This window comes from Nitrosopumilus ureiphilus, assembly GCF_013407185.1.
GTDB classification, from domain to species: domain Archaea; phylum Thermoproteota; class Nitrososphaeria; order Nitrososphaerales; family Nitrosopumilaceae; genus Nitrosopumilus; species Nitrosopumilus ureiphilus.
This window is the reverse complement of record NZ_CP026995.1, coordinates 1,654,799-1,667,897: the sequence shown is the minus strand read 5'-3', so window position 1 is coordinate 1,667,897 and position 13,099 is coordinate 1,654,799. Positions and strand designations below refer to the sequence as shown.

Genomic DNA, 13,099 nt, shown 5'->3' with positions numbered 1-13,099 from the left:
AAAAAGAGCTCTTCGTGCCTGAAAAACTATGGCTGCACGTAAGTCATCTCCAAGAAAAATCCGTCTTCTAAAAAAGACAAAACAAGCATCACCTGTACCAGCTTGGATTATTCTCAAAACAAAGAGAAGTGTTAGAACAAATCCAAAACGTAGAGCTTGGAGATCAACTGATGTGGAGGTAGGATAGATGTCTCAAGAATTAGAACGCGTTTATACAATTAATTTAGGTAAAGCTTTACTTTCACAGTCTCAACACAGAGCTGTTAGAGCAATCAACATGATCAAAGAATTTGCTCGTCATCATATGAAAGTAGAACAAATCAAAATTGAGGAAGAACTGGCTCATCAGATTTGGGCAAAAGGTGTTAGAAGTCCTCCAAGAAAAATTAGAGTTAGAATGAGTAAAACCGATGAAGGATATGTTCTTGTTTCCCCATATGCCGATGAAGTAGAATCTTCAGTAACTCCTGAAAAAGAAACTAAAAAAGTTCCAGATAAAGTAGCAGAACCAGCTAAAGAAGTAAAAGAAGCACCAGCTAAAGAAGTAAAAGAAGCACCAGCTAAAGAAGTAAAAGAAGCACCAGCTAAAGAAGTAAAAGAAGCACCAGCTAAAGAAGTAAAAGAAGCACCAGCTAAAGAAGTAAAAGAAGCACCAGCTAAAGAAGTAAAAGAAGCACCAGCTAAAGAAGTAAAAGAAGCACCAGCTAAAGAAGTAAAAGAAGCACCAGCTAAAGAAGTAAAAGAAGCACCAGCTAAAGAAGTAAAAGAAGCACCAGCTAAAGAAGTAAAGAAAGAATCAAAAGAATAAACTCTTTCAAAAAATTATAATTTTAAAAAAATCATTTTATGATCTACATGCGAGAAGACCACCGTACTTGTACTGTTCATGAATCGCCTACTTTTCTTGCTCACGAATGTATCTCTCTATGAGATACATGTCTGGCAGTTCTAATGTAATATGAAGGGCTCTATAATTTACCTCTCCACATTTGTCTCAATTTTGAAAATATTTTGAACGCCTTGTTTGCAATCTCTGCGTCTAAGAATTTTTTTTAAATTGTCAACTAATCTTTTTGCGATACTTGGAACACTACACCAAATGATAATTGATATTGTATACAGCTGAGATATCAGTTTTTTCCATGACAAATAATTTAAGTTTGTATTTGTATATTACAACCAAGTAATGGTATTAACTAGAAACTACAAATTCAGACTATACCCAAATGTCATCCAAGAGAAAAAACTACAAAACAACCTTGCAGTGTGCAGATGGATCTATAATCACTTTGTGGATCTGACACAAAACGGATTCATTACAAGAAATGACTGCAATTACATACTTACTGAAATCAAACAACAAGAGTCTTGGCTGTACCAGTATCATTCTAAAATGCTCCAGTCAGTATCTGCACAGATTAATGGAGCCCAAAAGGCACTGATTGAAAAATCCAAACAAAGACACAAGACAGGATCTTTGAGATTTTGTAAATATCACGACTATAGAACATTCACATATTCTCAGAGCGGATTCAAGCTTGAGAGGAAAGGAACAACTGATTTGCTGTACCTCTCAAAGATTGGAGATATGGAAATCAGACACCACAGGGAAATTCCATACAATGCAAACATAAAACAAGTAATAGTTACAAAGTCAAAGTCTGGAAAATGGTTTGCATGTGTTACTGTGGATATAACAGAACCGCTAATTGGAATACCAAAGATATCGTTTAAAAATTCAGTTGGAATTGATGTCGGAATCAAATCGTTTGTGCATGATTCAAACGGTTTCCAGACTCCAAACCCTAAAAATCTGCAAAAGATGCTAAAACCACTAAAGAGAATCCAGAGAAAGGTTAGCAGAAGAAAGAAGGGATCTAACAACAGACTCAAGGCTGTTTTACACATGCAAAGGATTCATGAAAAGATAGCAAACATGAGAAAGGATTTTCAGCACAAGATATCAACACAGTATGCCAAGAACAATGATGTCGTGTTTGTTGAAAAACTACAGCTAACAAACATGGTAAAGAATCACAGACTGGCTCAAAGCATAGCAGATGCAAGCTGGGGAGCTTTCATACAAAAATTAGAGTACAAATGCAAGATGCTAGTAAAGGTTGATCCTAGAAACACTACTATTGACTGCTCACGTTGTGGCAACAAAGTACCAAAGAGTTTGGCAGTCAGAACTCATAGATGTAATGTTTGTAATTTGGTCCTGGATAGAGATCACAACGCATCACTTAACATCCTAAACAGGGGATTGAACATGTCGACTGGAGTCGACTATAAACTACCGCAGGAACTGCGGGAAGTAACGCTTGCGGAGAGTGCAATGCATTCAATGAAGCAAGAAGAGGCCACCCAACTTGTTGGGTGGTAGTTCACTCTAATTGGTACAAATCTAGTTTGCAATCAATACTGCAATCTGGGGTAGACCAATCAAGTGTGTCTTCCTGTGGAATCATTCCAAGAGGATCATAGTTATCAAATTTTGTCATTCCTTGAATTGATGACAACATTACGACTTTAGATTCATCCGAAGTTGAACCCATATCTATCTGTGAGTTACTATCGTTTAGAATTCCACTTGTAAGGTTAGTAATTGAATTTATTATTCCTACCGGGATGTTGTTACCTCCAACTACATACAACATAGAGCGTTTAACTGAATTTGGTGGGGCATTACCATATAGCATTTTTAGTGAATCTCTTAAGGAGTCTTCAATATTTTGTCCATCTTTACTTGTTGTGAGAATGTTTGTTTCATTAGATATTTCTGATGAGCCTAGTGATTCTACTACATGTATAATTGCTGAATTTGCAATATCGTAGCATGTTTTTGGACTCAAATCTGGATTACTTTCAAGTAATGAGTCATTATCTAATACAACGGTACATTCTGAGTTTTCTCTGATTCTTTTTAGAGATACGCCTGAATTGAAAATTCTGTCTTTTTCATATTTGAAAGGCATAATTGCAAATGAAACAAGTCCTTTATCTTTACACATTTCTGACACAACAGGGGCAATAGCTGAGCCTGCTTTGCCTGCCAAGTTACTCATTAGAATAACTGTGGAATATCTGGCAATCTTTGATTGAATTTCATCTGATACATTGTAAGTTGAGCCTCTGATTAATTGAACAGATGGATTGATTACTCCCTTTGTAGAAACATGAATCGATGGATTTTCTGCAGAGAAATCTTTTTCATCATTACTGATTAGTAAATAATCTGAATTAAGAGAATCTTTTGCTTTAATTGCTAATTTTGAGCCTACCCCACCCACGCCTATTACCAAAATTGGTTCTTTTACTTGAAAACTCATTTCTAATCTTATTTTCTGATTTACATAAAAAACCTTCTTACGTTTTTTTAATCAAATTTTAGATCTAAAAAATTTAGCTTGCGATCTTTCCAACAAGTCTCTTTACAGAGGCATCTATGATTTCAACTATATGTGATTCACCAATGTTTACTTGGTCTACAACTGATACAGGCTTGTAAGCAAAGTTTCTGCCTTTAACACCCTCGTCTGTAATTTCATCAAATAGAACTATTCCTTTCCAGCCGATCCATTTTTTGTTGGACTCTATTGATAATTTACTGATCTGCTCAAAAACTAGCTTGCTTCTTCGTTTAACTTCCGCTGCATCCAATTGTTTCCACTGGGCTGCATCTGTACCTGGTCTGGCACTGTATCTGGATAAATTTACAACATCTGGCTTTGTTTCATCCAGCAAAGAAACTGTTTTCTGAAAATCTTCTTCAGTTTCTGAAGGGAATCCAACTATGATGTCTGTTGAAATAGTAAATTGACTAAATCTCTCTCTAGCTTTTTTTACTATTTCTCTAAAAGTTCCTGCTGTGTGACCTCGTTTCATATCGTGGAGAACTTTATCACTTCCACTTTGTACTGGAATGTGAATGAATTTGAAGACTTTGTCATTATCATAAGATTCAATTAATTTGTCTTTTATTCTTGGCATGTACATTGGATTCATCATGCCCACCCTTACCATAAAATCATCTGGAATCTCTACAACTGTATTGATTAATGATGGTAAGTCTGTCCCAATGTCAAATCCATAACATCCATTATCTGTAGATGTTAACCATACTTCTTTACATCCATCTTTGATTTCTGTTTGGACTTGTCTTACAATATCTCCCAGTCTATAACTTGAAAGATCACCCTTGGATAATTTGGTTTGACAAAATGTACATTCACTCATACATCCACTTGCAATCTCTACAATTCCAACTGCTGGATTTAGTCTGACTTTGGGAAGTCCGATTTTTGATAAATCTGAATCTTCTAACGCAATTTGCTTTCTTCCATTTAATGTTGAATTAATTATCTGAAGTGTTTTTCCTAGTGAATTAGGTCCTAAAAGACTGGCTTTATCTGCAAATTTTTCAACATTAGTTTGCTCAGCTTTTGGAAGGCATCCTGCAACAATTAGTGGTTTTGATTTTAATGATTTTATTCTATGAATCATTTTATTTGCAGTAGCATCCTTGACAGAACATGTCACTACTATGTTGAGATCTGATTCTGCAGAATTCTCTACTAGCGTGTGTCCACTATTTTGTATCAATCCTGAAATCATCTCAGAGTCTCCAAAGCTTGCAGAACATCCGTAAGCTTCTACGAAAATTTTTGCCATGCTCTATCCGAAAAGAGAATCAATCTCTTTGTTACTCATTAGTTTCTTTGAAACAACAAGTTCTCTGATAGTTTTTCCTGTTTTCAGTGATTCTTTGAAAAGTTCTGCAGATTTTAGATATCCAATTTTTGGAGTTAGCAATGTAACAATCACCGGACTATTCTCAATATCTGCACGTAGTTTTTCTTTGTTCGCACTAAGTCCATCAATTAGATTTACAGAAAATATTGGCAAGAAATTTTTCAGCATGTCCGTTGACTCTAACATGCATTTTAGCATTCCAGGTAACATAACATTTAGTTCAAACTGTCCACTTTGTGCTGCATAAGATACTGCTGTATCATTTCCAATTATGTTAAAACAAACCATGTTCATGCATTCAGCCAAAGATGGATTCACTTTTCCAGGCATGATTGACGAACCTGCATGAACTGCGGGAATTCCAAGTTCTGCCAATCCTGCAATTGGACCTGATGCCATGAGTCTTATGTCATTTGCAAGTTTTCCAATTTCCAATGCCAAGTTTCTTAAAGCACTTGATGCATTTGCAACTGCGAATTTACTTTGCAAACCATACTGCATATCCTTTTCTGGTTTTAATGCAAGTTTTGAAATTTTTGAAAGTTCTGATATTGCAATCTTTCTATATCCTTTAGGAGTATTTGCACCTGAACCAACAGCTGTTCCGCCTAATGCAATATTTTGTAATTCTTTTTGTGAAGAAATAATTTCATTTCTTGCTTTAGTAATTGATGTTACATAAGCTGCAAATTCACTTCCCAATGTAACTGGTAATGCATCCATAAGGTGTGTTCTTCCAATTTTCTTAAATGATGAAAATTGTTTTGCCTTTTTTGATAATGATTTAATTAAAATGTCAATTGCTCGAATTGTTTCTTTTAAGTTCATCAAAATTGCAACATGCATTGCAGTAGGATAAGTATCGTTACTTGATTGTGACATGTTCACATGATCATTTGGATGTAGGAACTCGTACTGTCCTTTCTTTTTGTGTAATACTTCGAGTGCGATATTTGCAATGACTTCATTAGAATTCATGTTAAATGCAGTACCTGCTCCAGAATTGATCATATCGACTACAAATTGATCCACATACTTTCCAGACAATATTTTGTCACATGCTGAAACTATGGCCTTTCCTCGCTTTGCATCTATGGCCTTAGTCTTCATATTTGCAACTGCTGCCGAGCGCTTTATCATTACAAATGACTTTATCAAATTCTCGTGGCTTTTATTTCCCGTAACATGATATTGCTTGATTGCTCTTCCTGTAAATGCTCCATAATATGCATCAGATGGGATTTTGACTTTTCCAAGTGAATCTTGATCTAGTCTAAATTTCATGTTGATTTTACTCAATTTTCTCCCATTATTCATTCTTTTTCTGAAAACTTCATAATTTCACAACATTTCAATGGGAATTATTATATAGGAATCGCTAGTCATCGTGCTTAATGAATAAGCGTGTTAGTATGCTCTTTACAATTGCAGCAGTAGCTGTAATGGGAGCAACCTTATTCGGAAGCACATACACACAAACCCAAATTAGCGGACAGTCACTTGACATGACTCAAATGGATGTCGATGTGATGGATCAAATCCGTCAAATGGGCGGTTTACAGCTTGTAATGCCTCAAGCATTCGCAGAAACTGATTGTGGTGTTTTGTCAAACTCTGGACGAAAAGTCGTAGAGTTTAATTTGACTGGTGAAAGTGTTGAACTTCCAATTATGGGAGGAAAAACTTACAACGCCATGACCTTTAGTGGACAAGTCCCAGGACCAACACTAAGAGTTACACAAGGTGATGTTGTAAAAATGACACTTTCAATTCCAGCAGATGAAGTTACTGGACACGGTAACGACATGCACGCCTCACAAATTTCTGCAGGAGCTTTTGAGTCTGTCAATCCTGGCGAAACAAGTCAGTATTGTTACATTGCAGAAGCTGCTGGTGTCTTCAAATACCATTGTTCTGGTGTCAAACTAATTGGTATGGACCAACACGTCCTTTCCGGCATGTACGGAATCGCAATTGTTGATCCTGTCGATGGATACAAGAAATTAATGGTAGAGAAGACAAAAGTTAACGCTGGCAAAGTATCACTAGATAGAAAGTTCTATAATGCAGATGCATTAGAGTTCCAACTCCAATACAACCAATTGTACCTAACAAAAGATGGCAACTATGATGCCGGAGCAATGTTCAAGCATCAAAACACTGCAACAGTTGTTAACGGAATGCAATTCGGTTATGTACCAAACATGGCTCATAACTTACTCGTCAATGGCGATGTAAACAAGAACATCTTTGTTGCACAACCATGGAATGGAATTGAACACAAGCAATACCAATCACAACTCTTGTTTGTTGAAAATAATCAACACGTGAGACTCTTTATCGAAAACCACGGTAACGAACCAGTATTCTTCCACATTGTTGGAGAAATCTTGGACAGAGTTACTCAAGGTAACAGAGTACAATCCGGAGCAACTGAAACATGGTTACTCGGTGGATCACAGAACATGATTGTTGACTTGGTCTTTGATGAACCAGGTGCATACGCAGCAGTAAACCATGATTATGCAGCAATTTACACTGGCGCAGCTACAGTATTTGTAGCAGGTGACCCATTCGGCTTGAACCCAGTTCTAGTTGAGAAAGGAGTTATCCCAGCACCAGTAGCATCTTATGCATATGCTTTAGGCAATCCAAGTGATGCTGTCCCACCAATGGGAAAGAACAGTATTGCTCATCCTGCACTAAACATTCACGGTTTGTACACTGATGAAGTAGCTTCTGAAATGCAAGCAAGTGGCGATTATGTCGCATTATGGGAAGTAATTCCTGTAGTGGCAGAAATGTTAACTTCTTGATCTTTTAACATCTTTTTTTCTTTTTATTTTCTTAATGAATTATATTCCGTAGATCATTTTCTGATATCATGGGATTTGACGATTCAGTATTGATATGTGATGAAGTAGATCCTATTTTGAATAAAATTTTACAAGATAATGGACTCAAAATATCTTATGAACCAGAGATTACTCCTGAACAAATCGTAGAAAAAATTTCAAATTTCAATATTGTAATTGTTAGAAGCAGAACTACCATCACAAAAGAGATGATCGAAAAAGCAGATAATTGTAAAATTATCGCACGTGTTGGAGTTGGACTTGATAATGTAGATCAAGAAGCTGCCAAAACAAAAAACATTCGTGTAATTAATGCAGTAGAAGGAGCAATGAATGCAGTAGCTGAATTGGTCTTGGGTTTGATGCTTTCTCTTGCAAGACAAACAACAAGAGGTGATAGAGCAATTCGAAATGGACAATGGCTCAAAAAAGAACTCAAGGGAACCGAACTGAGAGGTAAATATCTGGGAATAATTGGTTTAGGAAATATTGGAAAAAGATTGGGACGACTTGCACGTGCACTAAACATGAATATCATTGGATATGATGTAATTCCAATTGATGAAGAGTTTTCAAAAGAAGTGGGGTTGATGAAAGCTGACTTGGATACTCTTTTACAAAGTTCTGATTATATCTCAATTCATGTTCCATTGTTGGATTCTACACATCATCTTTTAGATGCACAAAAAATGTCAACAATGAAAAAGACTGCAAAAATCATCAATACTTCTAGAGGGGGTGTTGTAGATGAGGATGCACTGTATAATGCTCTCAAAAATGGAACGCTAGGTGGTGCAGCATTAGATGTATTTGAAAAAGAGCCTGCAATCGGAAATAAATTGGCAGAATTAGATAATGTAATCTTGACGCCCCATATTGGTGCTCAAACAAAAGAGGCGCAATCTTTGGCTGCAAATGTTATTGCTGAAAAAATTATTCAGATTCTTCGTGGCGTCATCTAGAAATTCTCGTATAATTTCTGCCTGAACTTTAAAAATAAGTAAAAAAGTTGACTTTTACGTGATTTATTGTCGGCTCTTCATTTTTAACGTCTATCTAGAGGTTAAAATATCGTAATGCAAAGTATGAATATGGATAAATTGCAATCTGACAGACTAAAGCATTTTCCTAATGTTAATTCTTTATTGAAAATCTCACTTGGACTAATTCTATTTACAATAATTGCTACTGCATTGGTATATGCTGAAACAATCTCTGTTGATGTTGAAGGAACTTCGTATGATGTTGATTATACTGCAACTGGGATGACTCTAAACAGCATTGAGGCTGATGTGGCTTTTACTTCATTAATCATCTCTGTTGATGTTCCTGCTTCTACAGGTGTACTTGATATTACTTTTGAGCGCTCATTTTTTGATTCGACGTTTGATGGACTAGATGAAGATTTCTTTGTTTTAGTTGATCAGGATGAGGGTACCTTTACTGAAACTGAAACTACTACTCAAAGTAGAACACTTAGTATTGATTTACCAACCGGGACTGAAGAAATAGAAATCATCGGTTCATCTTTTGGTGAGTCTATATTAATTTCAACTGCGGATCCAAACGAAGCAGCAGACAAAGCAGCAGCAGACAAAGCAGCAGCAGACAAAGCAGCAGCAGACAAAGCAGCAGCAGACAAAGCAGCAGCAGACAAAGCAGCAGCAGACAAAGCAGCAGCAGACAAAGCAGCAGCAGACAAAGCAGCAGCAGACAAAGCAGCAGCAGACAAAGCAGCAGCAGACAAAGCAGCAGCAGACAAAGCAGCAGCAGACAAAGCAGCAGCAGACAAAGCAGCAGCAGACCTCATACCTAAAACTCAGTGTGGACCTGGAACTATTCTCAAAGACGGAGCATGTGTTCTTGATGAAAGATGTGGACCTGGAACTATTCTCAAAGACGGAGCATGTGTTCTTGATTCAACTCCAAAACCATCTGAAACATCTACACAAGGAGTAGGTAAACAAATGGTGATTTCAGTAATTGCAGCATTTATTATTGCAGGTACTATCGGATTAATTTTGGCACTTATCTCTAAAGCAAGTAAAAGTAACGATTAATCACAAGACAAATTTTCTGCATTCATTATCTTATCAAAATCAAATCCAGAAATTTGAGTTGTAGTTGAATAGGGAATTATTCCTATAATGGGCGTATCTGTTTGTATTAGAACTGTGAACTTATTAGGATCAAGTCTAATGTCGCCCCCATCAAACTCAAAATCCAATGTCATGAAGATATGCTGAGTGGCTGCAATCTCTTCTGATGAAAAAATACCTTCTTGTACTTGCGATGACAATGGATTGATTGTTAATGGATTCACTGCAAATGAGCCAATGTGCTTTGAATCATAGAATGTTATCGCCTCAAATTTTTGAAAACTAGTCCAGAATGGTATTGTATTGCAAAATTCCACCTCTCCATGATTGGACATCGTAAAGAAACTAAATTCTCCAGGACTACTCCATCTATATTCTAACGTCTGTGCTCCAATAATGTTTAATCCTGAAACAGCAAAAGGAATCACAATTACAATTATTGCAATTCCTGTGATGATTGAATGTTTGTTCATATTCCGTCACTAATTTCTGATGAAAAGGAGATGATTTTTTTATCAATTAAATAGTTTAGAGTATTGCCCAAGTCTTCATCAGATATTGCTTCTTCAATCCACCAGTATCCTACATTTTTTACCCATTCTGGAATAGTCACATTGTAAACATTATTCTCATTAATCTCAATAGGAATATCTACTAATTTCTTGTCTACATATTTTTCAAATGCATCCATGAGAAATCCATCTGAAATATTTCCAGAAAGCCAGTTGGCCATTATGGGTTTGATTAACTCTGGAATACATATTGAATTTGAATCAATTAAATTAAATTCTGTAGTAACCTGTGCTCCGGAATATTCTACATCTATGAAATATTTTCCTAATGGAAATATTTCTTTTTCAAACGCAATCAATGATGGAACTGGAGTTTGTAAACTTGTTATTGGAATCGGAATTGCACTGCTCCCTTTACCTGTTTCATCTCTAATGTGAATTATTGCAGTCTCTCCTGTGATCTCTGAAACCTCAATTGTGTAGAATAATTTTTCACAATAACTGTATGTAGTTTTTTCCATTGTGATATCAACTGAAGGTTCTGCATGAATATCTGGCAAAAATATCGCAAAGCTCAATGCCACTAATATTGAGAATAAAGCACTTTTTCTCTTCATCGCTTGCTTTTTCATACTGTTCAATAAAAATCTCAAATAAATGCTGAGGAATGCTTTTTAACAACTTGGAATTAGTTGAATTATCGAGTTTTCTGCGGAAGCAAAATCTTTGAGTGAGTGAAATTCGTTCACTCAAAGCAATTTTTACTGCTTAGCGGTGCTTGGAATAATTATTTGATTTACAGTTAGAAAGTGGCTTTCTTGACCTTTTAATAGCAAAATTGGTAGTCTTCACCTGAAATACAAAGTTCCTTTGAAGACCTGATTTACTTATCCTCTTGATTTGAAATGTTTTGAAATCTTAAACCCTGCAAATGCGGGTGCTGCAATATACATTCCCAAGTTGAGAGTGATTACAGAAATTCCCAGTCCTAAAACTTCAATTTCTGAACCATTATCAACCAATGTCATAATTGATAATGTTGAAATCATTGGAGTAATGAAAGTCTTAACTGCTTCTTGGAATAGGGGATTTTCTCTTTCATAATCAGCAATTATTGGTGAAAATGAATAATAGAACTCGTTAAATGTATTCATGAATAAAGTTCCTGATTTTGTATTGAGTAATTTACCATCACGTATTTCTCTGAGTTGTTGAACTTGTGGAGCTAATTCCGAACCATATGTCGCAGTTGCAATCAGGCAACCGCCACCTTTACTATAAGAATTATCTTGAGTTTCAGAAACAGGTTGAATAGAAACACCATCTGCCAATTCAAGAGGAGATAATTCAGGTACGATTTTAGTGGCAGTTTTCAGTTTCTTTAGAATCTGATCAATTAATTGATTAACAGTTACTGGGGATTCGTTGTTTCTCATCATTTGTTGTAATTCTTCACGTAAAGTAATTTCAATATCGTCTTTTAATTCTTCATCATAAGCGTCAATAGGATCTTCTAAGTATTCATAATTGTCGATATATGCCTCCATGGCTAATCTCTTGGCCTCAGTTACATTGTCATTTGCATATTCATATTTTGCATCATTGAGAAGTTGCACCATATTATCTACATAGACATCAAGATCAGATTGTGGAAAAGATGATGGTATCGGTAAAAAAAACACCAACAAAATAAATAGAATTCTGAGGTCAAACAACTTATTTTTTTATAAGATTGTTATTTATGTAATCCAATGATTATGGGTTATTGTTTCAAGAAACTGATTCAGGATTATGTGGAAAACTATTGAGGAATAAAATAGAATTTTCACTAGTTATTAAAAAAATGTCTTTTTGACTGTAAATCCAATAACATATGGTTATCCAAAGAGGTTCACAGTAGGATTGGAGACGATTTCGTATGGGAGAACCTCCAAAGAACATTATTCCAAGTTCTTAAAATAACATAATGTAATGCCAATTACGCTTAAATGCAAGTAATTAGTCTAAGCTAACAAGTCATTGACCTCATTATGCTTTTCATAGTCTGGAAGGTTCTATTGGCGTAGTTACAATTGAGGTCAATGATGCTTTCACTTACATGTTCATTCTCTAAATGACAAAACTCTATAACTTTTGAGCTAGTTCAATTTGTAATTTATATTGCACTGAGATATGTGGTATGCATAATTCCAACAGTTCTAAACACTAGTTCTTCTTTGATTTTTATTCACAAAAAAGAAGAGCACTGGAAAACTGGCTTGCTGACCTTAATGCCAATAGAAACACTCCCATGATCGGTTAGGATGAATTACTATCGTGTCTTCCAATTTTTCCAATGACTCTTGGTCTGCAATGATTTGTAAAGGAAATGATAGACCAAGCATGCAAGACCATTATGATTTGGCTTTTTTAAATTATTATAGATGTCTGAGATTTTATGATATTATTTCAAGATGCTAAATCATGATTAAGGGATTCTTCTCTTTTTTATTGTATTACATAATTATAATAAAATCATGTATTCATCATTATGTTTAATACCAAAATTATACAAATCACATTATGAGTCAACAAGAAGCAAAACCTTGGGTATTGGTAACTAACATTAAAGAAAAAATCAATCCACAAGATTTAGAACATGTTGCATCACAAATATCTACTCTAATTGATGAATGGCAATCACAGGGTAAGATAATGTGGTCAGGACCATTTGATAATGAGCAATCATCCATGGCAGTATTTGAGGCAACAGAAGCCGAAGCAAAAGAGTTTTTCAAAAAATACGATGATGCTTGTTCAAAAGTATTGACTAGTCACTTGTATCAATGGGGTGCAATGCCACTTCTTTCAGTTCTGTCAAAATAACTGAATATTTTTT

Annotated in this window: 12 protein-coding genes and 1 pseudogene; 7 read left to right on the top strand and 6 right to left on the bottom strand. The window is 35.5% G+C overall.

All coding sequences use genetic code 11. From position 1 onward, the window contains the following. The first annotated feature begins 28 nt into the window (after nt 1-28). From C5F50_RS09885 to C5F50_RS09875, 3 genes are all read left to right on the top strand, one after another. Nucleotides 29-187 (top strand): 50S ribosomal protein L39e, encoded by a 159-nt coding sequence (locus C5F50_RS09885; protein ID WP_012215647.1) that lies wholly within the window; start codon nt 29-31, stop codon nt 185-187. Next, complete coding sequence (locus tag C5F50_RS09880; protein WP_179371180.1) at nt 188-808, top strand: 50S ribosomal protein L31e; 621 nt, start codon at nt 188-190, stop codon at nt 806-808. A gap of 378 nt (nt 809-1,186) precedes the next feature. After that, nucleotides 1,187-2,386: an RNA-guided endonuclease InsQ/TnpB family protein gene (locus C5F50_RS09875; protein WP_179371179.1), complete on the top strand. Its 1,200-nt coding sequence runs from the start codon at nt 1,187-1,189 to the stop codon at nt 2,384-2,386. Nucleotide 2,387: 1 nt separating this feature from the next. Here the strand turns inward: C5F50_RS09875 and C5F50_RS09870 are convergent, their stop codons facing one another. The 3 genes from C5F50_RS09870 to C5F50_RS09860 form a co-directional block, all read right to left on the bottom strand. Further along, nucleotides 2,388-3,332, bottom strand: a complete 945-nt coding sequence (locus C5F50_RS09870) for a cell division protein FtsZ (RefSeq protein WP_179371178.1) — start codon at nt 3,330-3,332, stop codon at nt 2,388-2,390. Between the two features lie 73 nt (nt 3,333-3,405). Continuing rightward, nucleotides 3,406-4,674, bottom strand: a complete 1,269-nt coding sequence (locus C5F50_RS09865) for a tRNA (N(6)-L-threonylcarbamoyladenosine(37)-C(2))-methylthiotransferase (RefSeq protein WP_179371177.1) — start codon at nt 4,672-4,674, stop codon at nt 3,406-3,408. Between the two features lie 3 nt (nt 4,675-4,677). After that, the gene (locus C5F50_RS09860) at nt 4,678-6,039 is read right to left on the bottom strand and encodes an aspartate ammonia-lyase (protein WP_179371176.1); all 1,362 of its coding nucleotides are present in this window, start codon (nt 6,037-6,039) and stop codon (nt 4,678-4,680) included. Between the two features lie 128 nt (nt 6,040-6,167). Between C5F50_RS09860 and C5F50_RS09855 the strand changes: the two genes are divergently transcribed. The 3 genes from C5F50_RS09855 (at nt 6,168) to C5F50_RS09845 (ending at nt 9,670) form a co-directional block, all read left to right on the top strand. Then, nucleotides 6,168-7,571, top strand: a complete 1,404-nt coding sequence (locus C5F50_RS09855) for a multicopper oxidase domain-containing protein (protein ID WP_179372990.1) — start codon at nt 6,168-6,170, stop codon at nt 7,569-7,571. Between the two features lie 68 nt (nt 7,572-7,639). After that, nucleotides 7,640-8,572 (top strand): D-2-hydroxyacid dehydrogenase, encoded by a 933-nt coding sequence (locus tag C5F50_RS09850; RefSeq protein WP_179371175.1) that lies wholly within the window; start codon nt 7,640-7,642, stop codon nt 8,570-8,572. Nucleotides 8,573-8,701: 129 nt separating this feature from the next. After that, nucleotides 8,702-9,670, top strand: coding sequence for a hypothetical protein (locus C5F50_RS09845; RefSeq protein WP_246282032.1), 969 nt, complete (start codon nt 8,702-8,704; stop codon nt 9,668-9,670). Here C5F50_RS09845 and C5F50_RS09840 read toward each other — a convergent pair. From C5F50_RS09840 to C5F50_RS09830, 3 genes and pseudogenes are all read right to left on the bottom strand, one after another. Beyond that, the gene (locus C5F50_RS09840) at nt 9,667-10,182 is read right to left on the bottom strand and encodes a thr operon leader peptide (protein WP_179371173.1); all 516 of its coding nucleotides are present in this window, start codon (nt 10,180-10,182) and stop codon (nt 9,667-9,669) included. The two genes, C5F50_RS09845 and C5F50_RS09840, sit on opposite strands and share 4 nt — an antisense overlap. Further along, complete coding sequence (locus C5F50_RS09835) at nt 10,179-10,853, bottom strand: hypothetical protein (RefSeq protein WP_342448753.1); 675 nt, start codon at nt 10,851-10,853, stop codon at nt 10,179-10,181. The genes C5F50_RS09840 and C5F50_RS09835 overlap by 4 nt, the downstream gene beginning before the upstream one ends. Before the next feature lie 255 nt (nt 10,854-11,108). Further along, nucleotides 11,109-11,498: pseudogene (locus tag C5F50_RS09830) on the bottom strand (CFI-box-CTERM domain-containing protein); the annotation flags it as partial. 1,285 nt (nt 11,499-12,783) lie between these two features. On the opposite strand from C5F50_RS09830, the gene C5F50_RS09825 reads away from it, so the two are divergent. After that, entirely contained in the window at nt 12,784-13,086 is a 303-nt protein-coding gene (locus C5F50_RS09825) for a hypothetical protein (protein ID WP_179371172.1), read from the top strand. Nucleotides 13,087-13,099: the final 13 nt, after the last annotated feature.